This window comes from Xanthobacteraceae bacterium, assembly GCA_019454205.1.
Taxonomy (GTDB): domain Bacteria; phylum Pseudomonadota; class Alphaproteobacteria; order Rhizobiales; family Xanthobacteraceae.
The window spans coordinates 2,982,315-3,006,147 of the sequence record CP075369.1 but is presented as its reverse complement, the minus strand read 5'-3'; the positions used below and the strand labels follow the sequence as shown (position 1 = coordinate 3,006,147).

Genomic DNA, 23,833 nt, shown 5'->3' with positions numbered 1-23,833 from the left:
ACGGCTAAAACAGCAGGATGAGTACGGAAGACAAAAGCTGGGACATCGTCGTCGAGGACGAAGCGGCGACGCAGCGGCTGGCGCGCGATCTCGCCTTCGCCCTGAATCCCGGCGACCTGGTCGCGCTACACGGCGAACTCGGCACCGGCAAATCCGCGCTGGCGCGTGCGATCATCCGCACGCTCGCGCGCGACGAAACGCTCGAAGTGCCAAGCCCGACCTTCACGCTGATCCAGCTTTACGAACTGCCGCGTTTTCCGGTGGTGCATGCCGACCTGTTCCGGGTCGAGACATTGGCCGAACTTTCCGAACTCGGTTGGGAAGAAGCCTCCGCCGGAGCGGCCGTGCTGGTGGAATGGCCGGAGCGCGCGGGCGCATTGCTGCAAGCCGACCGCCTCGACGTCTATCTCGAACTCGCGCCCGACATGGGACCGGAGTGCCGCGTGATCCGCATCACGGGGCGCGGACAATGGGCGGAACGGCTTACACGACTGCGCGCCGAACATGCGCTGCTGGAAGCCTCCGGCTTCCACGACGCCGTGCGCGAACATATTCAGGGCGACGCCTCGACCCGGCGTTACGAGCGGCTTCGGCGCGAAGGCGGCGGCACCGCAATCCTGATGAAAGCGCCCGCCAGCAAGGACGGCCCGCCGGTACGGCAAGGCCGGACCTACGGCGAAATCGCGAAGCTCGCGCAGAACATCGAACCCTTCGTCGCATTCTCGCGCGGCCTGCGCGCACGCGGATTTTCCGCGCCGGAAATTTATTCAGCCGACCTGCATAACGGCCTCCTGCTGATCGAAGACCTCGGCACCGACGGCATCGCCTTCGGCGATCCGTTGCAACCCGACGAGGAGCGTTACGGCGCGGCGGTCGATCTGCTCGCCATGCTGCATCTGCAACAGCTTCCGCCAGCGCTCTCGATTGCGCCGCGCTTCGAATATGAAATTCCGCGCTACGACCTCGACGCATTCCTGATCGAAGCCGAACTCCTGCTCGACTGGTACCTGCCCTATCGCGGTGTGAAAACGCAGGACGCCACCGCGCGCGAAATCTTCCGCGCACTGTGGCGCGACGCGCTGGTCGATACGCTGCACGGGCCGGTGACATGGGTGATGCGCGATTATCATTCGCCGAACCTGCTGTGGTTGCCAGAGCGCAGCGGCGTGCAGCGCGTAGGGCTGCTCGACTTTCAGGACGGCTTGCTGGGGCCGCCGGCCTATGACGTCGCCTCGCTCCTGATGGATGCGCGTTGCGACATTCCCGACGAGATGGAAGTGCGCCTGCTATCGCGCTACGCGATGACGATGGCACCGAGCGATCCTTCGTTCGATCCGGCGGCGTTCGCGAAGCACTACGTCACGATGGGCGCGCAGCGCGCGACCAAGATCCTCGGTATCTTCGCGCGGCTCGACATGCGCGACCGCAAACCGCAATACCTGCGGCACATTCCGCGCGTCTGGAGTTACCTGACGCGGACGCTGGAACATCCCTCGCTTTCGGCGCTGAAGGCGTGGTTCTCGATCAACGTGCCGCCGCCGGTGCGCCCGGCGACGGTTTCGCCCGACGAACCCGAACTACCGCTGCTCGACCCGGCGCCGAAGCCGGAATTGCCGAACCCGTGAAGCCCGGCGAAATCAAAACCGCGATGGTGCTCGCGGCCGGATTGGGCACGCGGATGCGCCCGCTCACCGACCACAAGCCGAAGCCGATGGTCGAAGTCGCGGGGAAAACGCTGATCGACCGCGTGCTCGACAAGCTCGCCGAGGCGGGAGCCGAACGCGCCATCGTCAACGTGCATTACTTCGCCGATCTGCTGGAAGCACATCTCGCACAGCGCACCTCGCCTGCAATCGAAATCTCCGACGAACGCGACGTGCTGCTCGACACCGGCGGCGGCGTGGTGCGCGCTTTGCCGAAACTCGGCGGCGCGCCGTTCTTCTCGGTGAACTCCGATACGATCTGGATCGAAGGCGCGACGCCGAACTTCATTCGTCTCGGCGAAGCGTTCGACGCGGATAAAATGGACGTGCTGCTGCTGCTCGCACCGAGCGCGGGAGCCATCGGTTATCACGGGCGCGGCGACTTCCACATGGATGCGGACGGCAAGCTGACCCGCCGCGGCGAGAACGAGGTCGCGCCGTTCGTCTTCGCGGGCGCGGCGGTGCTTACGCCGAAGGTATTCGGGGATGCGCCGCGTGGCGCATTCTCGCTGAACCGCACATTCGATTCCGTGGCCGCCACGGGACGTTTATACGGATTGCGCCTCGACGGGCTGTGGATGCATGTCGGTTCGCCCGACGCAATCGCGCAGGCAGAGGATGCGATCCGCGCCGCCAGCGAGTAATCTCGCGATTCCATGCGGCCCACTCCCCGCGTCTTCACCATTCCGCCTACCGCGCCGTTCCTGCGGACGCTTGCCGATGCCGTGCTCGACGGGCGCGTGGTGCCGGGTTTCGCGCCACGCCATGCGCCGGAAACCTTAAGCGACGCGACCATCTTTCTTCCAACCCGCCGCGCGGCCGGCGAACTCGCGGATGCGTTTCTGGAATCGCTCGGCACGAACGCGGCGTTGCTGCCGCGCATCGTCCCGCTCGGCGACGTGGACGAGGATGCGCTCGCCTTCGACTTCGACGGGCTGGAGCCGCTCGCGCCCGCGGTTTCCTCGGCGCAACGGAGGCTCGCGCTCGCCAACCTGATCTCGCGCTTCGCGGAAAGCCAGCCCGGTCTTTTGCCCGGATCGCCCGCCGCCGCCATCGCGCTCGCCGACGAACTCGCGCACCTGATCGACGACTTCATCACCGCGGGCTTGCCGTTCGACGCGCTGAAAGAAGCGGTGGACGGCGAATACGACAAATACTGGGAACGCTCGCGCCTGTTCCTGCGGCTCGCGGGCGACGGCTGGAATAATTTTCTTTCCGAGAATGGCATGATGGACGCGGCCGCGCGCCGCGATGCCCTGCTCGCGCACGAAGCCGCGCGCCTCGCGGGCGGAGGCGGCGGCCCGGTGATCGCCGCAGGCTCCACCGGCACGCTGCCGAAGGTCGCGGAACTGTTGCGCACGGTTGCGCTGCGCACGAACGGTGCGGTCGTGTTGCCGGGCCTCGACCAGATCATCGACGACAATGCCTTCGCCGCCATCGGCGCGGAAGACGAGCCGCTGCCCGGCCATCCGCAATTCGGCTTGAAGCGGCTGATCGAGAAGATCGGAATTGCACGAAGCGCGGTGGAACCGCTCGGCGTTCCGGTCGCGCCCCTGCGCGAGCAACTACTCTCGCGCGCGTTTCGGCCGCCGGTTTCCGCGGATAATTTTCCGGCACTCTCTCCAGATGTGTTGCGCGGCATCACCGTGATCGAAGCATCGGACGCGCGTGAGGAAGCGCTTGCCATCGCGATCGTGCTCCGCGAAACGCTGGCGCTATCCGGGAAGACCGCGGCGCTCGTCACGCCCGACCGCGCGCTGGCGCGGCGCGTCTGTGCCGAACTCGCCTACTGGGACATCGAAGCCTACGATTCCGCAGGCGTGCCGCTCGCGGAAACCGAGGCAGGCCGTTTCGCGCGGCTCGTTGCGGAAGCCGCACTGGAAGACACCGCACCGTCCACGCTGCTCGCGCTGCTGCGCCACCCGGCGATGGACGAGCGCTTTCAGGAACCGCATGTCGACGCGCTCGAAATCGCGGCGCTGCGCGGCGGACGCCCGGCCGGCGGCGTGCGCGGCTTGCAGGCCGCCATCGCAGGATGGAAGGCGCAGGATATTCACCGCTTCGATGCGCGCAGCCGTCTCCTGACGGAAGAAGACTGGGCGAATGCCGCGGCCCTTGCAAAAGAATTGGCGGATGCCCTCGCGCCGCTCACGGCGCTGCATGGAACGTGCGATTTTGCGCCTGTCGCCACCGCGCACCGGGAAGCGATCACGAAAATCGCACCAAGATTCTTCGATGAAGGCGAAGACGCGGAAGCGCTGCTGGCCCTGTTCGATGAACTGATCGCGGCAGGGAGCGCGAGCGCCCCCATGACGCTCGCCGAATATGCCGACGCGCTGCCCGCGCTGTTGCGCGACCGCACGGTGCGGACCGCCGCGCGCGGCGATGCGCGCATCCGGATTCTCGGCCCGCTGGAATCGCGCATGATCGCGGTCGACCGCATGGTGCTCGGCGGTTTGTGCGAAGGCGTGTGGCCGCCGGAAGCGCATAGCGACGCATGGCTGAACCGGCCAATGCGCCGCAAGCTCAAGCTCGACCTGCCGGAGCGCCGCATCGGTCTATCAGCACATGACTTCGTACAAGCCGCGGGCGGAGTGGAAGTCTTCTTCACCCGCGCGCGCAAGCAGAATGGTGTCGAGACCATCGCCTCGCGCTTCGTGCAGCGGCTCGCGGCGGCGGCTCCGCTGGTAGATAAAAAGAAAAGCTGGGACAAGACGCTGCAACGCGGCGAACGTTATCTGCTTCTCGCGCGCAGCCTCTCCCCGCAGGAGAAAGCCGCTCCCGCTTCCGCGCCGCGGCCGAAGCCGCCGGTCTCCGCGCGGCCGGTTTTCTTCAGCGCAAGCGACGTGCGCGACCTGGTGCGCGATCCCTACACGATCTACGCGAAATACATCCTCGGCTTGCACGCTATCGACCCGGTGGACGACGAGCCGGAAGCAGCGCAGCGCGGCACGCTGATCCACGCGATCCTCGAAAAGTTCACGAAGGAATATCCTTCGGCGCTGCCGGACGATGCGCTGGCGCGCCTTGTCGCGATTGGCGACGCCGAGTTCAAGACGCAGGAAACCAATCCCGTCGCGCGGGCGGTGTGGTGGCCGCGGTTCCTGCGCGCCGCCGAATGGTTCGTCGCATGGGAGCAAAAGCGCCGCGCAGAGATCAGCGCAATTCATACCGAGCAGCGCGGCGAACTGAATTTCCCGATCGGCACGCGCGAATTCACGCTGAGCGCGCGCGCCGACCGCATCGATCTGCGCGCCGGCAACCTCGCCTCCGTGCTCGACTACAAGACCGGCAAGCCGCCAACCATCAAAGAGATGATCGCGGGGTTCGAGCCGCAACTGCCGCTGGAAGCGGCCATCGTTGCAGGCGGGGGGTTCAAGAATGTAGGCGAGCGCAACGTTGCCGAACTCGGCATCGTGCGCCTTTCCGGTAACAAGGAGCCGGGCGATTTCGCCGACTTCGCAAGGAAGATCGAGAAGGATTTCGCCGAAATCGCACAACGGCTGAGGATCGCGCCTCGCGACGGACAGCAGCCGGTCGATGCCGTGGCTGAGGCCGCGTTGCGCGATTTCAAGAAGCTGCTCGCGGAGTATGAATCGGAGGATACGGCTTATCTTTCCACGCCGCGCCCGCAATGGCGCAACGAATACGGCAAGTACGACCATCTCGCGCGCATCAAGGAATGGTCGGAGGACACCGAAGAATGAGCATCGCGCGCACAAGCCCCACGCCGCAGATGCAGGCGTCCGATCCCGCCCATTCGGCGTGGGTGTCCGCCAATGCCGGTTCGGGCAAGACCACCGTGCTTGTGTGGCGCGTCATCCGCCTGTTGCTGGATGGCGTGAAGCCCGCGCGCATTCTCTGCCTCACCTACACGAAGGCGGCGGCTGCCAACATGGCGAACCGCACCCTCTCGACGTTGCGCGACTGGGTGCAACTCGACGACGGAGAACTCGACAAGGAGCTTGCGCGCTTCGATCCGACGCCAGCCAGCGCGGAGCGGCGGCAAAAAGCGCGGCGCCTTTTCGCAGCGGCGCTGGAAACACCCGGCGGGCTGAAGGTGCAGACCATCCATGCCTTCTGCGACAGCGTGCTGCACATGTTTCCGGTGGAGTCGCAGGTGCCGGCAGGCTTCGAGGTGCTCGACGATGCGGGCGAGCGCGACCTGCTGGCACAGGCACGGCTCGATACGCTGGGCGCGGCAGGCGAGCAGCCGGAGAGCGGGCTGGGCCGCGCGCTCTCGCATGTCATCGCGCAGGTGGACGACGACCGCTTGCAGGCCGTGCTGATGGAGGCGGTGCGGGCGCGCGCTTCGCTTTCGCTGGAACGCACCAACGACGAAGCGATTGCGAAGGCGCTGAACGCTTCAAGAGCCGTAGCTGAGATCGAGCACGATATTCTGGACGGCCCGGTTTTTCCGCGCGCCGCATGGAGCGGCACCGCGCAGGAGATGATGGAGCGCTTTGCCGCGAAGGGGAAAGGCAACGCCTTCAAATGCGCAGGGCTGTTTCAGGCCGCGGCGGCGGCCGGCGACAGCGAAGCGTTTGACGCCTATCTCGAAATCTTCGTGACCGGTCAGGGCACGTTAAAGGCGGACGCGACGTTTGGCAGCGAAGCCGACCTCAAGGCCATTCCCGGTCTTCGCGAAAAACTGTTTGCCGAGCGCGAGCGGCTGGAAAGCCTCATCGAACAGCTTCGTGCGGCGCGCGAACGCGAACGCAGCGCCGCGCTGTTCCGGATCGCGGCGGATGTGATCAAGCGCTATGAAGCGGCGAAACAGGCGCGCGGCGTGCTCGATTTCGCCGACCTCGTCACGAAAACGGTCGCGATGCTGGACCGCGAGGAATCCGCCTGGGTGCACTACAAGCTCGACGGCGGCATCGACCATATCCTCGTGGACGAAGCGCAGGACACCAGCCCGGAGCAGTGGCACATCGTCGGCAAGCTCGCGGAGGAATTCTTCGCGGGCAAAGGCGCGTCGGAGAAGCGCCGCACCATCTTCGCGGTCGGCGACGAGAAGCAGTCGATCTTTAGCTTTCAGGGCGCGGACCCGGCGCGCTTCGCGGAAGAACGCGCGGGCTTCCAGTCGCGGATCGCAGCAGCGGGACAAGAGCTGCTGGTGCCGCGGCTGAACGAATCCTATCGTTCGGTGCCCGCCGTGCTCGGTGCGGTCGATCTCGTATTCAAGGACGAGAGCCGCTGGCAAGCGCTCGGCGGAGAAGAGCCGTTGCATGAGGCGATCCGCAAGAAAGCGCCGGGCCGCGTCGAGATATGGCCCTGCATGGCGTGGGGTGTGCAGGAAGAAGACGAATCGGCCTGGCAGAAGCCGCTCGATTCCGTGCCTGAATCCAGTTCGCATGTGCGCCTCGCGAACGCGATCGCGAAAGCCATTCACGAATGGAAAAAAGACGGCGGCCTCACCGTCGGCGAAGTGGACCGCATCACGCGCGAAGAAAAATCCCGCCCGGTGCGCGACGGCGACATCATCATCCTCGTCCAGAAGCGCGGCCCACTGTTCGATACGATCCTGCGCACGCTGAAGGGCAGCGGTATCCGCGTCGCGGGCGCGGACCGCCTGCAACTCACCGAGCACATCGCGGTCATGGACCTGATGGCGCTGGGCGACGCGCTGCTGCTGGAGAGCGACGACCTGCAACTTGCCTGCGCGCTGAAAAGTCCGCTGTTCGGATTTTCCGACGACGACCTGTTCGCGCTCGCGCACGAACGGAAAAGTACGCTGATCGAAGCGCTGCGAACGAGTAGCGCGGCGCGTTACCGCGAAGCAGCGGCGCTGCTCGACCGCTGGCGGCAGGAAGCGCGGCACCTGAAGCCGTTCGATTTCTATTCGCGCGTGCTCGGCCGCGACGGCGGGCGCAATCGCATGATCGCGCGGCTCGGCGAAGAAGCGGCCGATGCGCTCGATGAGTTCCTTTCACGCGCGCTCGGCTACGAAGCGCTGGAAACGCCCTCCCTGCAAGGCTTTCTCGGCTTCCTGCGCCGCGCAGGCGCGGAGGTGAAGCGCGACCTCGAAGCGGGCGGCGATGCGGTGCGCGTGATGACCGTGCATGGCGTGAAGGGTCTGGAAGCGCCGGTCGTGATCCTCGCCGAAACCACCGCGGTTCCGGCTCCGCAGAATGCACCGAAACTGGTTCGCGCGGGCGGCGATAACGGCGCCTTCGTCTGGGCAACAGGCAACAAGACCGAAGCCTCGCTGATCATGGAAGCCGCCAAAATCGCGGCCGGACGAAAGCGCAGCGAAGAATACGAGCGCCTGCTCTATGTCGCGCTCACGCGCGCAAAGGACGTGCTGGTCGTCTGCGGTGCGCTGAAAAAGAATCGCGACAAGGCCGAAGAAGGATCGTGGTTCGATCTGGTCTGGAACGCGCTCGCGGAAGACCAGCATGCCCGCCCCATGCAGGCAGCGTATCATCCAGAAAAAATCATCCTTTGGGGCCAGCCGCTGGAGCCGCTGCCGCGCGCGGAGGACACGCCGCGGTCCGCGCAGGCCCTCCCCGATACGCCATGGCTGCACGCGAAACCTTCCGCGCCGGTTTCGCGGCGGCGCGTGCTGCGGCCTTCGCATCTGCTCGAAACGGAAAGCAGCGCACGCGAAAGAATCCCGCCGCGCGAAAAGGGCGGCCTCGCGCGCGGCATCCTCGTGCATCGCCTGCTGCAATCGCTCCCCTCGCTCCCACCGGCGGAACGCCAAGCCGCAGGCCGCCGCTATCTCGCGGCCGCCGCCGCACATCTCGACGAGGCGGCGCGCGAGCTTCTGCTTGCGGAGAGCCTTGCCGTGATCGCGCATCCGCTATGCGCGGAACTGTTCGGCGCGGGCAGCCGCGCGGAAGCGGAATGCGTTGCGCGCATCGTCAGAGAAAACGAAACGCTGGAAATCCCCGCGCGGATCGACCGGCTGCTGGTGACGGCGACGCAGATCACGCTTGCGGATTTCAAATCCGACCAGCGCATCCCCGATCGCGCGGACGCCGTGCCAACGCGCTATCAGGCGCAGCTTGCCGCCTATCGTGAAGCCATGCGCGCCGCCTTTCCGGGCCGGGCCGTGCGCTGCATTCTGATCTATACGGGCGGGCCGCGCGTGATCGAAGTCCCTGAATCCGCTCTCGATTCCGCCTGGGCCAAAGTTCAGGCGCATGGCGGCGGCGCGTTCTCCTGATCGTGTCTTGACCCTCACGACCCCGGAACCTACCTATGCCTTTCACAAGGGATTTCTCCCGATTCCCCTTCCATTGATGAGGTCCGCCATGGCCGGAGTCGCCAAAGTTTCCGATGCTTCTTTCGAAGCCGATGTAATCAAGTCGAACGAGCCGGTCCTCGTGGACTTCTGGGCCGAGTGGTGCGGACCCTGCCGCCAGATCGCGCCCGCGCTGGAAGAAATCGCCGGCGCCGGCAGCAAGGTGAAGATCGTCAAGCTCAACGTAGACGAGAACCCGGAAGTCGCGTCGAAGTACGGCATCATGTCGATCCCGACCTTGATGATCTTCAAGAACGGCGAAATGGCCTCGCGCCTGATCGGCGCCTATCCGAAGGCGAAGATCGAACAGTGGATCTCGACCACGGTCTGATCCGCAGCGAGAACCGAAGACAATAAAAAAACGCCGCCCTTTTCGGGCGGCGTTTCGTTTTATCGCGGCGGCGTTTCGTTCGCGGCGAGAACCGCGCCCGCGAGATAGAGCGAACCGCTGATGAGCACGCGTGGCGGAACGGGAAGATCAAGCGAGGCGACGCGCGCAAGCGCATCCTCCACGTCCTTCGCGGCCTCCCCGGCAATGCCCGCGCTGCGCGCGGCAGCGACAATCTCGCTCGCGGGCCGCGAGGCTTCGCCCGGCGGCGACACGCCGAACACATAACGGGCCAGCCCGGAGAAGCGCGCGAGAAAGTCGTCCGCGCTTTTCGTGTTCAGCATGCCGACGATGAGAACCAGCGGGCGCGGCACGCGCTCTTCCAGTTCTCCCGCGGCGTGGGAAACGGCTTCGCCGCCCGCGGCGTTGTGCCCGCCGTCGAGCCAGAGTTCGGAGCCGGAAGGAAGAAGCGCTGCGAGCTTGCCGCCGGAAAGATTCTGCATCCGCGCCGGCCAGTCGGCCTTCTGCAACCCGGCTTCGATCGCGGACGGAAGGATGCCGAGCTGCGGCAGGCAGCGCAGCGTTGCGATAGCCGTGCCTGCGTTCTCGATCTGGTGGCGGCCGAACAGGCGGGGCTTCGGCAGATCGAGCAGCCCGGACTCGTCCGCATACACCAGCCGTCCGCCCTCTTCGTGCGCGGACCATTTCTCGCCGCAAATGAACGGCTTCGCGCCCGCGCGCGATGCCGCGCGTTCCATCACGCGAAGCGCCTCTTCGCTTTGCCGCGCGAGAATTGCAGGCACGCCGCGCTTGAAGATGCCTGCCTTCTCGGCAGCAATTTTTTCGACCGTGTCGCCGAGATATTCGGTGTGGTCGATGGAAACCGGCGTCACCACGGTCGCGAGCGGTTGCGCGATCACATTGGTCGCGTCGAGACGGCCGCCAAGGCCGACTTCAAGCAACAGCACGTCCGCGGGCGTGCGCGCGAACAGAAGGAATGCCGCCGCCGTCGTGATCTCGAAAAACGTGATTTCATGGCCCGCGTTGGCGCGCTCGGTTTCTTCCAGCGCAGCCGCCAATGCCGTATCGCTCACCAGTTCGCCCGCAAGGCGGATGCGCTCGTGGAAACGCACCAGATGCGGCGAAGTATAAGTGTGAACGCGCTTGCCCGACGCTTCCAGCATGGCGCGAAGAAAGGCGACCGTCGAACCCTTGCCGTTAGTGCCGCCGACATGGATGACCGGCGGAACGGCGCGCTCCGGGTTGCCGAGCGCGCCCAGCAGGCGGTGCAGGCGGCCGAGCGAAAGATCGATGCGTTTGGGATGAAGCGCACCGAGCCGCGCCAAAACCTGATCGGCGGCGGACCCGTGCGAAGCGGAAGCGTTCACTCTGCCTGGGCCGGAACGGGTACCGGCGCTTCCAGGGCGGGCTGCGCCGGGAACGCTGGCGCTTTCATCAACATGCGGCACAGGCGCGAGAGCGTTTTGCGCATCTCGTGGCGATGCACGACCATATCGACCATGCCGTGGTCGCGGAGATATTCGGCGCGTTGGAAGCCTTCCGGCAATTTCTCGCGGATGGTCTGCTCGATCACGCGCGGGCCGGCGAAACCGATCAGCGCGCCCGGCTCCGAAATCTGGATATCGCCGAGCATCGCGTAGGACGCGGTGACGCCGCCGGTCGTCGGGTTGGTCAGCACGACGATGTAGGGCTTTTTCGCTTCACGCAGCTTCTGCACCGCGACCGTGGTGCGCGGCATCTGCATGAGCGAAAGAATCCCCTCCTGCATGCGCGCGCCGCCGCTCGCGACGAAGAGAATGAACGGCGTCTGTTTTTCTACCGCGGTGTCGAGGCCTTTAATCACGGCTTCGCCTGCCGCCATGCCGAGCGAGCCGCCCATGAAATCGAAATCCTGCGCGGCGGCGACAACCGGAAGGCCGTCGAGCTTGCCGAAGCCGATCTTCACCGCGTCCTTCATGCCGGTTTTCGTGCGCGCATCCTTGATGCGGTCGGTGTAACGGCGCTCGTCGCGGAATTTCAGCGGGTCGGCGGGAACGTCCGGCACCGCCACGTCGAGCCAGGTTTCGTTGTCGAAGGTCGCCTTGAGGCGCGCGTTGGCGCCCATGCGCATGTGATAGTTCGAGCCGGGAATCACCCACTGGTTCGCTTCCACATCCTTGTGAAAAACGAGCTGGCCCGTTTCCGGGCACTTGATCCAGAGATTCTCCGGTACCTCGCGGCGCGAGAGAAACGAGCGAATCTTGGGGCCGACGTTCGAAATCCAGTTCATGACCGGGTCTCCGGAAACTTGGTTCGCGCTTCTTATAGCGGGAAGCGTGGCAAAATTACTCCGCCGCCTTGCGGCGGGCCGAGCGCACGCCTTCGGCGAGCGCGGAGGTGAGGTCGGTAACGGCTTTCACGGTTTTTGCCGTTGCCTTGCCGTTGCCGTCGAGGCTGGTGCGCACCGCCTCCACCAGCGCCGAGCCGACCACGGCCGCATCGGCGCCCATCGCAACCGCGCGCGCGTGTTCCGGCGTTTTCAGGCCGAAGCCCACCGCGATGGGAAGTTGCGTATGGCGCTTGATGCGTGTCACCGCCTCGATCACCTTCGGCGTGTCGGGCGTCGCTGCGCCGGACACACCGGCAATCGAAACGTAATAGACGAAGCCGGACGTATTCTTCAGCACCGCAGGCAGGCGCTTGTCGTCGGTGGTCGGCGTCGAGAGGCGGATGAAGTTGATGCCCGCCTTCATCGCGGGAAGGCAAAGTTCCTCGTCTTCCTCCGGCGGCAGGTCGACGACGATCAGTCCATCGACACCGGCGGCCTTCGCGTCGCCGAGGAATTTTTCCACGCCATAGACGTAGATGGGATTGTAGTAGCCCATCAGCACGATCGGCGTCTCGTTATCCTGTTCGCGGAACGCGCGGACCATCTGGATCGTCTTCTTCAGCGATTGTCCCGCCGCAAGCGCGCGCAAGGACGAAGCCTGAATCGGCGGACCGTCTGCCATCGCGTCGGTGAAGGGAACGCCGAGTTCGATCACGTCCGCGCCCGCCTTCGGAAGCGCCTTCACGATGGCGAGCGAAGTTTCGTAATCGGGATCGCCCGCGGTCACGAAGGTGACGAGGCCGGCGCGGCCTTCGGCGGAAAGCGCCTTGAAGCGCGCATCGATACGGGTCGCGGTCATTTCGGCGGAATCGCTTTCGATAGAATTTCGCGCACCACCTTGTCGGGGCAGCGCACCGGATAGGTCACGAACGACACCGGCTGCTTGGTTTCGCGGTCGATGAAGCTGGTAGTGACTTTTATATAGTCGCCGTCGCGCTCGAACTTGCTTTCCTCGCGCAACGGAAAGCGGCGCCGGTTGTCGGTTTCCTCGCCGGTGCAGAGCGCGGTCTGCTTCTGCACGTCGAACGCACAGGTGCCGTTGGTATCGACCGAAAGTTTTTTCTTCATGCGCCCGGCGGGCTGGTTCAGCAGCGTGAAGAAACCGCCATCCGCGAAATGCATCGCGAAACCGGACCAGCAGAAGGCTTCCACCGTCGCGGGCGCGATCTTCTCGCTTGGGTAGACCCACGCGCCTTCCTTGATGGGATTATCCTTGAACGGTTCCTGCGCGTGGCCAAGCGCGGCGGCCGCAGCCGTCATCGCAAGCGAGAGTGCTATCTTCGGCAGCGCGCGTTTCATGCGTTGTTCTTCAGGTACGACGCGACGGAGGCGAGGTCCTTGTCGCCGCGGCCTGACATGTTCACGACGATCAGGTGGTCCTTCGGCTTGTTCTGCGCGAGTTCTTCGAGCTTCGCAAGCGCGTGCGACGGCTCCAGCGCGGGAATGATGCCTTCGAGCCGCGAGCAAAGCTGGAAGGCCTTGAGCGCCTCGTCGTCGGTCGCGGAAAGATATTTCACGCGGCCGATTTCGTGCAGCCAGGAATGTTCGGGGCCGATGCCGGGATAATCGAGGCCCGCCGAGATGGAATGCGCTTCCTCGATCTGCCCGTCTTCATTCATGAGCAGATAAGTGCGGTTGCCGTGCAGCACGCCGGGGCGGCCGCCCGCGAGCGACGCCGCGTGCTGCTTGTCGAGGCCATGGCCCGCGGCTTCGACGCCGTAGATCGCGACATCGGTATCATCGAGGAACGGATGAAACAGGCCCATCGCGTTGGAGCCGCCGCCGATGCAGGCGAGCAGCGAATTGGGGAGACGGCCTTCCATCTCCATCATCTGCGTGCGCGTCTCGTCGCCGATCACGCACTGGAAGTCGCGCACCATCGCGGGATAGGGATGCGGACCAGCGACCGTGCCGATGCAATAGAAGGTATCGTGCACGTTCGTGACCCAGTCGCGGAGCGCCTCGTTCATCGCGTCTTTGAGCGTCTTGGAACCGCTGGTGACGGGGCGCACTTCCGCGCCCAGCGCGCGCATGCGCAGCACGTTCGGCTCCTGCCGCGCGACGTCTACCTCGCCCATGAACACCACGCATTGCAGGCCGAACTTCGCGCACAGCGTCGCGGTGGCGACACCATGCATGCCCGCGCCGGTCTCCGCGATGACGCGCGGCTTCTGCATGCGCTTCGCCAGCATGATCTGGCCGAGCACGTTGTTCACCTTGTGCGCGCCGGTGTGGTTCAGGTCTTCGCGCTTGAAAAAGATTTTCGCGCCGCCGTAATGCGCGGTCATGCGCTCGGCGAAATAGAGCGGGCTGGGGCGGCCGACGAAATGCTTGAGATGGTAATCCATCTCCTTCTTGAACGCCGGGTCCCGCTTCGCTTCCTCGTAAGCCTTCTCCAGATCGAGCACGAGCGGCATCAGCGTTTCCGCGACGAAGCGGCCGCCGAAAATGCCGAAGTGGCCGCCCGCGTCGGGACCGCTACGCAGGGAATTGGGACGAACGTTCACGAGGCGCGCTCCATGACAGATGCGCGGGCCGCGCGCACGAACGAGATGATCTTGTTGCGGTCCTTCACGCCGGGCGCGCTTTCGACGCCGGACGAAACATCGACGCCGTCGGGCCGCGCGATGCGGATCGCCTCCGCGACGTTCTCCGGATCGAGGCCGCCGGAAAGCATCATCGGCGTTTTCCGCGGCGCATTCTTCAGGAGCGACCAGTCGAAAGCGACGCCGTGGCCGCCGGGGCGGGTCGCATCCTTCGGCGGCTTCGCGTCGTAGAGCATCCAGTCGGCTTCGTACTTCGCGGCGAGGTCGAGATCGCGCGCGTTCGAAACGCCGAGCGCCTTCATCACCGGCACGCCGTAGCGGGCGCGCAGTTCGCGCACGCGAGCCGGGGTCTCCTTGCCGTGCAGTTGCAAGAGATCGGGCGCGGCGTGTTTCATGATGAGGTCGAGCGCGGCGTCGTCGGCATCCACGGTCAGCGCCACCACTTTCGCCTTGCCACGCGCGCGCGAAGCCAGCGACGCCGCTTCGAGCGGCGCGACATTGCGCGGACTGGGACCGAAGAAGACGAGGCCGGTCATGTCCGCGCCCGCTTCGAGCGCGGCTTCCATCGCGGCCAAGTCCTTGATCCCGCAGATTTTGACGATCATGCCCGTTCCGATGCCACGGCCCGCCAGTCCTGTCTACGGATCGGCAAAAAGCCTAGGATTCAGGAGAGCTTACGCCAGACCAGCATGGCGGCGGCAAGGTCCTCGATCGCGGTGCCGACCGACTTGAAGAGGGTGATTTCGTCCGCCCGCGCGCGGCCTTTCGCCTGCCCGCGGCAGAGTTCGAACAGGTCGGCCTTTACGGCATCTTCCTTCAAAATCCCGGCGGCCATCGGCATCACGAGATCGCCCGCTTCCTTGAGCGCGCCGCGGCGGGTATCGACATAGATGCTGGCGCGGCGGATGGCGGCATCGTCCGCCTCGCGCGCGTTCGGCCGGAACGCGCCGACCAGATCGAGGTGAGCGCCTTCCTTCAGCCAGTCGCCGGAGACGACGGGAGTTTGCGAGAGCGTGATGCAGGTCACGATGTCGGCGTGGCGCGCTGCACGTTCGCGGTCGCCGACAACTTCCACCGCGAACGTCTCGTTCGCAAGTTCTTTGGCGAGTACTTCCGCGCGCTCCGGCGTGCGATTCCAGATCGAGACTTTTTTTATGGGACGCACGGCGGCATGGGCGCGCGCAAGATACGGTGCGAGCGCACCTGCGCCGATGAGCAGCAAATGCGAGGCATCCTCGCGCGCGAGATACTTCGCAGCAAGCGCGGAAGCCGCAGCCGTACGCCACAAGGTCAAGCGGTGGCCGTCGATGGTGACGAGCGGCTCGCCGGTGTCGCCGGACATCAGGAGATAGGTGCCCGCGACCGAGCCGATATTCTTCGCGAGGTTGCCGGGGAAGACGGTCACGGTCTTGGTGCCGAGGAACGCGCCGTCCTTTTCTTTCGTCCACGCGGGCATCAGCAGCAGCGCGGCCTCGCCGTCATCGCGGGCGATGGCATGGTGATGCCGGAGCGGCGTTTCGATGTCGGCACGGAACGCCGAGTGGAGCGCATCGATCAGCGCAGGGAAGTCGAGAACGGCGTCGATCTCGCGGGCGGAAACGACCCGCATTTGGTCCGCGTGCATATTCAGCGGAGCGCGACTTCGCGGCTGCGGGATTCGGATGCGGGGCCGCGGAGGAATTCCTCGTTGCGCGCCTGCAATTCCTTCGCCTCGCGCTCGGCGGAGCGCGCGCGATGACGCCAGCGCATCCGGCCGATCCCGGCGGCAGCGCCGCCGATCACCACGCCCAGCACGACCGCGAGCAACAGCGCGACGAACAGCGGTATCTTGATCGCGAACGCAGGCGATTCAGGGGAGAACGGATCGATCGAAAGCGTCACCGGCGCGCGATTGGCCACTGCGAGCAGCACAAGCGCGATGCCCAGCGGAATCAGCAACAGCCAGCGAAACAGATTTCGCATTCGATCAGGCCCGGAAAAGAGACGAACGAATCAGCAAATTACTTGCGCATCACTTGCGCGGCGCCTGCGGCTTGTTCAGCCGGTCGCGCATTTCCTTGCCCGTCTTGAAATAGGGCACGACCTTTTCCTGCACCTTCACCTGCGCGCCGGTGCGCGGGTTGCGCCCCACGCGCGCGGGCCTGTTCTTGACCGAGAACGCGCCGAAGCCGCGCAACTCGACGCGATCGCCGCGCGCCAGCGCGACCGTGATCTCGTCGAGAATCGCATCGACGATGTTCTCGACGTCGCGTTGATAGAGATGCGGATTCGCGGTGGAGATTCTCTGCACCAGTTCCGACTTGATCATCGAAATATCAGCCCGCCGCTATAAACCTGCCGGTCGAAAATCGTGCCCGGCGAAATCGAAAAAGCCGAACAATCAAAAAGACTTGGCTCAGGTCAGTTCGCGATTTGAGGGTGCCAGAGGGCCAATAGCCCGTCAAGTTGCGCCTGCGCTGCGGCGCGCAAGACGCCTTCGTTCGCAAGTGCCGCGGCCAGCGACGACAATCCGAGCGAATCCGCGAACGGCGCAAGCGCGCCGAGCCAGCGGAACTCGGAGCCGGCGGTCGTGACCCGCCAGTCACGCGCCTTCAAATCTTTCGATACTTTCTTGTTCTTCTCCAGCCATTCGCGCGCGGACTTCTCGTCGCCGATCTCGTCGATGAGACGCAGCGGTAACGCCTGCGAAGCCGTGAACACGCGGCCGTCCGACGCCTTCAGGAGCGTCGCGTTGTCGAGCGCGCGGCGCTCCTGCACCAGCGACTTGAACCAGGTGTAGTTGTCCTCGACCAGCGCGCGGATCGCAGCCTGCGCTTCCGGCGGGGTCGGTTCCACGCCGCTCGGCATGGCTTTCAGCGGCGTCGAGCGGATCGCCTCGACATTCACGCCGACATTCTTGAGCAGGCCGGACAGGTTCGGATACTGGAAGATCACGCCGATGGAACCGACGATCGCGCCGCGCGGCGCGAAGATGCGGTCCGCGCCCATCGCGGCGATATACGCGCCAGAGGCGGCGGTGCCTTCGACCACCGCGACCACCGGCTTCTTCGCCGCCAGCTTGCGGAGCGCATTATAGAGTTGCTCGGAGCCGGCGACGGTGCCGCCGGGGCTGTCGATCACGAGGATCACCGCCTGCGCGCCGGACTTCTCGATCTCCTCGAGCAGTTCCACGCGCTTCTTGTCGTTGCGGATCAACCCGCCGATGGTGACGCGCGCGACATGCGCGCTCGACTTCTCGACGTAGTTGGCGCCGCCATAGGCGGCCCACAGTCCCGCCAGCGCGAACAGAAGCGCGGCAACGCCGAGCACCCGCCAGAAAGTCACCTTGCGGCGCATGCGGCGGCGGTCCATTGCGTGATCGACATTGAGCGTCATTGATCTCTCCAGAAGGCGGGTTCGCGCGAAACTTACAATGGCAGGGGACGATTCAACGGTGAGGCATTCAAAAAGCAGTTAACGGCGGGATTTTGTCCCGCCGTTAACAAGCCGTTTGCCAAGCTGGAAGCGTAGAAGGCTTACTTGTTGCCTTCGCGCTGCTTCAGCGCGGTGCCGAGGATGTCGCCGAGCGTCGCGCCCGAATCGGACGATCCGTACTGCGCCACGGCTTCCTTTTCTTCCGCGATCTCGAGCGCCTTGATCGACACGCCGACCTTGCGGGCCTTCTTGTCGAACAGGGTGACGCGGGCATCGACCTTCTCGCCGACGGCGAAGCGCTCGGGGCGCTGGTCGTTGCGGTCACGCGCCAGATCGGAGCGCTTGATGAAGGCGGTCATGTCGGTATCGACGATCTTCACTTCGATGCCGCCGTCGTTCACCGCCGTCACCTCGCAGGTGACGACCGCGCCCTTCTTGAGATCGCCGGCTTCCGCGAACGGATCGCCTTCGAGCTGCTTGATGCCGAGCGAGATGCGCTCCTTCTCGACGTCCACATCGAGCACCACCGCCTTCACGCGGTCGCCCTTCTTGAACTCCTCGATGACCTGCTCGCCCGGACGGTTCCAGTCGAGGTCCGAGAGATGAACCATGCCGTCCACGTCGCCGTCGAGGCCGACGAACAGACCGAACTCGGTCTTGTTCTTGACCTCGCCTTCGACGGTGGAGCCTTGCGGGTGCTTCTCGGAGAAGGCTTCCCACGGGTTCGCCATGGTCTGCTTGAGGCCGAGAGAAATGCGGCGCTTGACCGGATCGACTTCGAGGATCTGCACTTCGACTTCCTGCGAGGTCGAGACGATCTTGCCCGGATGCACGTTCTTCTTGGTCCACGACATTTCGGAAACGTGGACCAGGCCTTCGATGCCCGGCTCCAGTTCGACGAACGCGCCGTAGTCGGTGATGTTGGTGACACGGCCCTTCATGCGCGCGCCGACCACGAACTTGTCGGAGATGTTCTCCCACGGATCGCCCTGCAACTGCTTCATGCCGAGCGAGATGCGGTGGGTTTCGTGGTTGATCTTGATGATCTTGACTTTCACCGACTGGCCGATGGTGAGCACGTCCGTCGGATGGTTCACGCGGCGCCAGGCGATGTCGGTGACGTGCAGCAGGCCGTCGATGCCGCCGAGGTCAACGAACGCACCGTAGTCGGTGATGTTCTTCACGACGCCGTCGATCACCTGACCTTCTTCCAGCGAGGACACCAGTTCCTGACGCTGGCCGGCGCGGGTTTCTTCCAGCACGGTGCGGCGCGAGACGACGATGTTGCCGCGGCGGCGATCCATTTTCAGAATCTGGAACGGCTGCGGGTTGTGCATCAGCGGGCCGACGTCGCGGATCGGACGGATGTCCACCTGCGAGCGCGGCAGGAACGCAACCGCGCCGTCGAGATCGACGGTGTAGCCGCCCTTGACCGAATTGAAGATGACGCCCGAAACCTTCTCGTTGTTGTTGAAGGCCTTCTCGAGCTTGCCCCAGCTCTCTTCGCGGCGCGCCTTGTCGCGCGAGAGAACCGCTTCGCCGAGCGCGTTCTCGACGCGGTCGAGGAACACTTCGACTTCGTCGCCGACCTTGATGTCGGCGCCGCGGCCATGGCCGCCAAATTCGCGGAGCGGGATGCGGCCTTCGGTTTTGAGGCCGATGTCGATGACGGCGATGTCCTTCTCGATGCCGACGACTTTGCCCTTGACGACGGAACCTTCCATCACGTCGTTGCGGGTGAACGACTCTTCGAGCATCGCGGCAAAATCTTCGCGGCTCGGGGTCTTGGTAGCGGTAGCAGCAGCTTTAGCCATTCTCTTTCCTAAACGTAGATGCGCCGGACTGGTGTGGTTGGCGTCTCAAGGCACACGGGCCTTGGGCCGAAAGCCCAAGGCATCCCCGGCATGAGCCGGAGCCGGCGCGGGTTCGCCGTGCAAATCGAGACGATGTTGAATTCGAGGCCGGGGAATTCGTGGCCTTCGCGCGAAAGACGGGGCGGGCAATCCTCCAGATGACAGCCGCGATTTCAGGATCGCGACCGGCCCGCCCGGGATGCTTCCACGATGGAAAGGGCCGCCCGGAACGCGGCCTCTATATCCAAGTCGGTGGTATCCAGCAAGACAGCGTCCGGGGCCGGTGTCAGGGGGGCGATGGAGCGCCCGGAATCGCGCTCATCCCGCTTTCTGATGTCCGCGATCACCTCGCAATACTCGGTGGGCTGCCGCCGCGTAGCGAGTTCGATGTGGCGGCGTTTCGCGCGGACTTCCGGCGAGGCCGTGACGAACAGTTTCACGTCCGCATGGGGCGCGATCACGGTTCCCGTATCGCGCCCGTCCAGCACGGCGCCGCCCGGCTGGCGCGCGAAGTCCTGCTGCATCTTCAGGAGCGCGGCGCGGACGCCCGGCATCGCGGCGACGCGGGATGCCGCCTCGCCGATTTCGTCGGAGCGCAGCTTGTCGTGGTCGATTTTGAAAAGATCGAGCGCCACCGCGATTTCTTCCGCCGCCTTCGCGTCGTCGAGCGCATGGCCGGACTCGATCATGAGAAAGCCGACGCCGCGATAGAGCAGCCCGGTATCGAGATGCGGCAGCCGATAATGCGCGGCCAGCCTGCGCGCGAGCGTGCCTTTGCCCGACGCAGCCGGACCATCGACGGTGACGATCACGAGATTTCCGCGCCGAGGCGGCGCATGTTGCCGGTGAAATCCGGGAAGCTGGTGGCGATGAAAGTGCCGTCATCCACCTGCACGGGCTTGTCGCTGGCAAGTCCCATCATCAGGAACGCCATCGCGAGGCGATGATCCATGTGGGTCTTGACCACGCCGCCGCCGGGCGCCGCATGGCCCCGCCCGCCTACCAGGAGATCGTCGCCGAGCGTTTCGCAATCGACGCCGTTCGCGCGCAAGCCGTCGGCGGTGGCGGCGAGACGGTCGGATTCCTTCACGCGCAGTTCGGAAAGCCCGCGCATGCGGGTATCGCCCTTCGCAAAGGAAGCGGCGACGGCCAGCACGATATATTCGTCGATCATGGACGGCGCGCGCGCGGCCGGAACATCCACGCCCTTGAGCGAAGACGTACGCACCCGCAGATCGGCGATGATTTCACCGGCTTCGTCGCGGCGATTCAGTTCCTCGATGTTCGCGCCCATCTCGCGGAGCGTCTCGACCAGTCCGGCGCGCAGCGGATTGAGCAGCACGTTTTCGAGCACGATGTCGGATCCCGGCACGATCAGCGCCGCGACCATCGGGAACGCAGCGGAAGAAATATCGGCAGGCACGACGATCTTTTGCGGCTTCAGTTCGGGTCGTCCGCGCAGCCTGACCTTGCGGCCATGTTCGCCGTGTTGCTCGCTTGAAATCTTCGCGCCGAAATGGGCGAGCATCCGCTCGGTATGGTCGCGGGTCGCTTCCTTCTCGATCACGGTGGTTTCGCCATCCGCGCAAAGCCCGCACAACAAGACCGCGGATTTGATCTGCGCGGAGGCGACCGGCGTCTCGTAGGTGATCGGAATCACTTCGCGCGCGCCGCGCAGACGAAGCGGCAGCCTGCCGCCTTCGGCTTGCTCTACCGTCTCCGCGCCCATCTGCATCAGCGGGTCGAGGATGCGGCGCATCGGGCGCTTGCGCAGCGACGCGTCGCCGTCGAATACCGCCTCGAACGGATGGCCGGCGACGACCCCCATCGCGAGGCGGCTGCCGGTTCCGGCATTGCCGAAATCGAGCGCGTCGCGTGGCGGCAACAGCGTACCGACACCGAGGCCGTTGACGCTCCAGTTGCCGCCGTCATGGCGCTCCACGGTCGCGCCCATCGCGCGCACGGCTTTCGCGGTCGCGATCACGTCCTCGCCTTCGAGCAGCCCGGTAATCTCGGTGCGGCCGACCGTCATCGCGCCGATCAGGAGCGAACGGTGCGAGATCGACTTGTCGCCGGGCACGCGCAGGCGGCCCGTAAGCCCCCGGCTTCTGGCGGCCGACATGGGCTTCAGCGCTGACCCGTGCATCGAGGAATCCGACATGGCGCGGGCTTGCTAGCACATGCGCTTCCGGCCCGTCTCGCTGCCGGAAACGCGATTTTGCGCCCTTGACAGGCTTGGACACGCGGTCCAAGTGAGGCCGCCTTTCCGGATGGATTCAGGAGCGATCGGCGTGGCGAAACCAGAACTCGGCACCAAGCGCGTCTGTCAGAGCTGCGGCGCCAAATTCTACGATCTCTCGAAGGACCCCATCGTGTGCCCGAAATGCGGCACGGTCTATGAGATCATGGCGCCGGTGACGCGCGGCCGGGCTGCCGCGGCGGCAGCCGCCGCCACGGCCTCGCCTGCGATGGCCGACGAGGATGCCGCACCCGCCGGCGCGGAAACGATCTCGCTGGAGGATGCCGACGCGGAAGCGACCGGCAGCAACAAGAAGAACTCCTCGGAAATCGACATCGACACCGACGACGTGGAGGTCGAAGGCGACGACGAGGACGACAACACCTTCCTCGAAACCGACGAGGAAGAAGAAGGCGGCGACGTCTCCGACATCATCGGCGACGGCATCGAGAAGGACGACGAGAGCTAGACGCAGGCTTCCGCCGCCTTGGCTTCGGAAAGCGTTTAGAAGTACAGGTTAAGCGACTACCGCGGACGCAAAGTCCGCGTTCCCAGATCCGGCGCTTCGGAGCCGGATCGAGGCCAGTGGGGCCATAGCTCAGTTGGGAGAGCGCTTGCATGGCATGCAAGAGGTCGGGGGTTCGACTCCCCCTGGCTCCACCATTTCCTCCCGCCGCGGGAAGCGGCACATCCTTCAGAATATCGCCAACTGACTGAATCGGCGGCGCTTTCGTTGCCGCTTGAATGGGCTGTTCGGGGTTCCCATATCTGGGGAGCCGGAATGCCTCATCAGGGTTCCGGCACGAGAAGTCGCTCAACCGAGGACTTAGCCAGATGCCGCGTATTCCGACCCTATCCTCGCCTTTCCTGCTCGGTTTCGAGGAAATCGAACGAGCGCTCGACCGCGTCACCAAGGGCGCGGACGGCTACCCGCCGTACAACATCGAGCGGATTCGCGACGCCGATGGCGCGCCCGAGAAGCTGCGCATCACGCTTGCGGTCGCTGGCTTCTCTCGCGGCGACCTCGAAATCACGGTCGAGGAAAAAGAACTCACCATCCGCGGCCGGCAACCGGAAGACGCGCAACCGCGCGAGTTTCTCCATCGCGGGATCGCGGCGCGGCAGTTTCACCGGACTTTCGTTCTCGCCGACTCCATCGAAGTGGTCGGCGCCAATCTGACCGACGGGTTGCTGTCGGTCGATCTGAAGCGGCCGGAAGCGGCGCGTCAGGTCCGCCGTGTCGAAATCGCGAACGGCGGCACAAAGTAAAAGGAGTACGTGAAATGACGAACTCGAACACGCATCCTACCCTCACCCCGGAAGCCTTCGCGGTGCTCGGCGGCGGCCAGGTCGCCTATGTGCGCGAGATCAAATCCGAGGAAGTGAAGTCGCTGTTCCCGCAGGCACCGCAGATCGCGCCAGGCATGAAGTTGTTTTCGCTCCATGCGGCGGACGGCACGCCGATCATCGTCACCGACAGCCGCGAAGCGGCGGTTGCGAACGCGCGCGAGCACGAACTCGACACCGTCAGCGTGCACTAATCGGAAACGTGCGCGGTTAAATCAGGCAGCGTTGCTCGCCGCGGGAGCGGTGAGCAACGTATGGATCGCCTCCCGGTCGCGCGCGGTACGAAGTTTGCGCGCGGCTTCGGGGTCGCGGAGCAAGCGTGCGATGCGCGCCAGCGCTTTCAGATGATCGGCACCGGCAGCTTCCGGCGCGAGCAGCAGAAAAATCAGATCAACGGGTTCGCCGTCGAGCGCTTCGAAATCGATCGGCGTATCGAGACGTGCGAACAAACCGACGATGCGATCCATCTTCGGCAACTTGCCGTGCGGAATCGCGACGCCGCCACCGACGCCGGTCGAACCGAGTCGTTCGCGTCGAAGCAGCGTTTCGAAAATTTCCCGCTCGTCCTGGCCGGTCAGAGCCGCGGCGTTGGTCGCCAGCTCCTGAATCGCCTGCTTCTTGTTGGTGGCCTTGAGCGAGGGAAAAACCGCATTCGGTGCGAGCAAATCGCTAAGCGGCATGGCCTCTATCCAATCTTTCCGGTTCGTGGCCACGGAGCATAACTTTTGCCGCGTGACTCGGGGTCCGAAGGCGCGGGGTATA

22 protein-coding genes and 1 tRNA gene are annotated in these 23,833 nt (G+C 65.0%); 9 read left to right on the top strand and 14 right to left on the bottom strand.

The window, feature by feature from the left end:
- The first annotated feature begins 17 nt into the window (after positions 1 to 17).
- The 5 genes from tsaE to trxA all read left to right on the top strand — a co-directional run bounded on the left by tsaE (position 18) and on the right by trxA (position 9,286).
- Complete coding sequence (gene tsaE, locus KF794_15255) at positions 18 to 1,625, top strand: tRNA (adenosine(37)-N6)-threonylcarbamoyltransferase complex ATPase subunit type 1 TsaE (protein QYK45077.1); 1,608 nt, start codon at positions 18 to 20, stop codon at positions 1,623 to 1,625.
- 23 nt (positions 1,626 to 1,648) lie between these two features.
- A complete protein-coding gene (locus tag KF794_15250) occupies positions 1,649 to 2,347 on the top strand; it encodes a nucleotidyltransferase family protein (protein QYK46733.1) in 699 nt (232 codons plus the stop codon).
- 12 nt (positions 2,348 to 2,359) lie between these two features.
- A complete protein-coding gene (gene addB / locus KF794_15245; protein ID QYK45076.1) occupies positions 2,360 to 5,410 on the top strand; it encodes a double-strand break repair protein AddB in 3,051 nt (1,016 codons plus the stop codon).
- The gene (addA, locus tag KF794_15240) at positions 5,407 to 8,877 is read left to right on the top strand and encodes a double-strand break repair helicase AddA (protein ID QYK45075.1); all 3,471 of its coding nucleotides are present in this window, start codon (positions 5,407 to 5,409) and stop codon (positions 8,875 to 8,877) included. Before addB ends, addA begins: the two co-directional genes overlap by 4 nt.
- Before the next feature lie 88 nt (positions 8,878 to 8,965).
- The gene (gene trxA / locus KF794_15235; protein QYK45074.1) at positions 8,966 to 9,286 is read left to right on the top strand and encodes a thioredoxin; all 321 of its coding nucleotides are present in this window, start codon (positions 8,966 to 8,968) and stop codon (positions 9,284 to 9,286) included.
- A 59-nt stretch (positions 9,287 to 9,345) separates the two neighbouring features.
- Here the strand turns inward: trxA and KF794_15230 are convergent, their stop codons facing one another.
- The 13 genes from KF794_15230 to aroA form a co-directional block, all read right to left on the bottom strand.
- Positions 9,346 to 10,671 (bottom strand): bifunctional folylpolyglutamate synthase/dihydrofolate synthase, encoded by a 1,326-nt coding sequence (locus KF794_15230; protein ID QYK45073.1) that lies wholly within the window; start codon positions 10,669 to 10,671, stop codon positions 9,346 to 9,348.
- Positions 10,668 to 11,573: an acetyl-CoA carboxylase, carboxyltransferase subunit beta gene (accD, locus tag KF794_15225; protein ID QYK45072.1), complete on the bottom strand. Its 906-nt coding sequence runs from the start codon at positions 11,571 to 11,573 to the stop codon at positions 10,668 to 10,670. The genes KF794_15230 and accD overlap by 4 nt, the downstream gene beginning before the upstream one ends.
- Before the next feature lie 55 nt (positions 11,574 to 11,628).
- A complete protein-coding gene (gene trpA / locus KF794_15220; GenBank protein ID QYK45071.1) occupies positions 11,629 to 12,471 on the bottom strand; it encodes a tryptophan synthase subunit alpha in 843 nt (280 codons plus the stop codon).
- Positions 12,468 to 12,971, bottom strand: coding sequence for a hypothetical protein (locus KF794_15215; protein ID QYK45070.1), 504 nt, complete (start codon positions 12,969 to 12,971; stop codon positions 12,468 to 12,470). The genes trpA and KF794_15215 overlap by 4 nt, the downstream gene beginning before the upstream one ends.
- The gene (trpB, locus tag KF794_15210) at positions 12,968 to 14,179 is read right to left on the bottom strand and encodes a tryptophan synthase subunit beta (protein QYK45069.1); all 1,212 of its coding nucleotides are present in this window, start codon (positions 14,177 to 14,179) and stop codon (positions 12,968 to 12,970) included. Before trpB ends, KF794_15215 begins: the two co-directional genes overlap by 4 nt.
- On the bottom strand, positions 14,176 to 14,823 hold the full coding sequence (locus tag KF794_15205) for a phosphoribosylanthranilate isomerase (protein ID QYK45068.1): 648 nt from the start codon (positions 14,821 to 14,823) through the stop codon (positions 14,176 to 14,178). Before KF794_15205 ends, trpB begins: the two co-directional genes overlap by 4 nt.
- 59 nt (positions 14,824 to 14,882) lie before the next feature.
- Positions 14,883 to 15,827 (bottom strand): ornithine cyclodeaminase family protein, encoded by a 945-nt coding sequence (locus KF794_15200; GenBank protein ID QYK45067.1) that lies wholly within the window; start codon positions 15,825 to 15,827, stop codon positions 14,883 to 14,885.
- Positions 15,828 to 15,844: 17 nt separating this feature from the next.
- Positions 15,845 to 16,180, bottom strand: a complete 336-nt coding sequence (locus KF794_15195; GenBank protein QYK45066.1) for a DUF1049 domain-containing protein — start codon at positions 16,178 to 16,180, stop codon at positions 15,845 to 15,847.
- Positions 16,181 to 16,229: 49 nt separating this feature from the next.
- Positions 16,230 to 16,526, bottom strand: coding sequence for an integration host factor subunit beta (locus KF794_15190; GenBank protein ID QYK45065.1), 297 nt, complete (start codon positions 16,524 to 16,526; stop codon positions 16,230 to 16,232).
- 92 nt (positions 16,527 to 16,618) lie between these two features.
- Positions 16,619 to 17,593, bottom strand: a complete 975-nt coding sequence (gene sppA, locus KF794_15185; GenBank protein ID QYK45064.1) for a signal peptide peptidase SppA — start codon at positions 17,591 to 17,593, stop codon at positions 16,619 to 16,621.
- Positions 17,594 to 17,733: 140 nt separating this feature from the next.
- Positions 17,734 to 19,446, bottom strand: coding sequence for a 30S ribosomal protein S1 (gene rpsA, locus KF794_15180; GenBank protein QYK45063.1), 1,713 nt, complete (start codon positions 19,444 to 19,446; stop codon positions 17,734 to 17,736).
- Between the two features lie 212 nt (positions 19,447 to 19,658).
- Positions 19,659 to 20,297, bottom strand: coding sequence for a (d)CMP kinase (gene cmk / locus KF794_15175; GenBank protein ID QYK45062.1), 639 nt, complete (start codon positions 20,295 to 20,297; stop codon positions 19,659 to 19,661).
- A complete protein-coding gene (gene aroA / locus KF794_15170) occupies positions 20,294 to 21,646 on the bottom strand; it encodes a 3-phosphoshikimate 1-carboxyvinyltransferase (protein QYK45061.1) in 1,353 nt (450 codons plus the stop codon). Before aroA ends, cmk begins: the two co-directional genes overlap by 4 nt.
- Before the next feature lie 130 nt (positions 21,647 to 21,776).
- On the opposite strand from aroA, the gene KF794_15165 reads away from it, so the two are divergent.
- The 4 genes from KF794_15165 (at position 21,777) to KF794_15150 (ending at position 23,265) form a co-directional block, all read left to right on the top strand.
- On the top strand, positions 21,777 to 22,193 hold the full coding sequence (locus KF794_15165) for a TIGR02300 family protein (GenBank protein QYK45060.1): 417 nt from the start codon (positions 21,777 to 21,779) through the stop codon (positions 22,191 to 22,193).
- Positions 22,194 to 22,311: 118 nt separating this feature from the next.
- A tRNA-Ala gene (locus KF794_15160) sits at positions 22,312 to 22,387 on the top strand.
- 171 nt (positions 22,388 to 22,558) lie between these two features.
- Positions 22,559 to 22,993, top strand: coding sequence for an Hsp20 family protein (locus tag KF794_15155; GenBank protein QYK45059.1), 435 nt, complete (start codon positions 22,559 to 22,561; stop codon positions 22,991 to 22,993).
- 14 nt (positions 22,994 to 23,007) lie between these two features.
- Entirely contained in the window at positions 23,008 to 23,265 is a 258-nt protein-coding gene (locus KF794_15150) for a DUF1150 domain-containing protein (GenBank protein QYK45058.1), read from the top strand.
- Positions 23,266 to 23,286: 21 nt separating this feature from the next.
- Here KF794_15150 and ptsN read toward each other — a convergent pair whose 3' ends face one another.
- Positions 23,287 to 23,751: a PTS IIA-like nitrogen regulatory protein PtsN gene (ptsN, locus tag KF794_15145; protein ID QYK45057.1), complete on the bottom strand. Its 465-nt coding sequence runs from the start codon at positions 23,749 to 23,751 to the stop codon at positions 23,287 to 23,289.
- Positions 23,752 to 23,833: the final 82 nt, after the last annotated feature.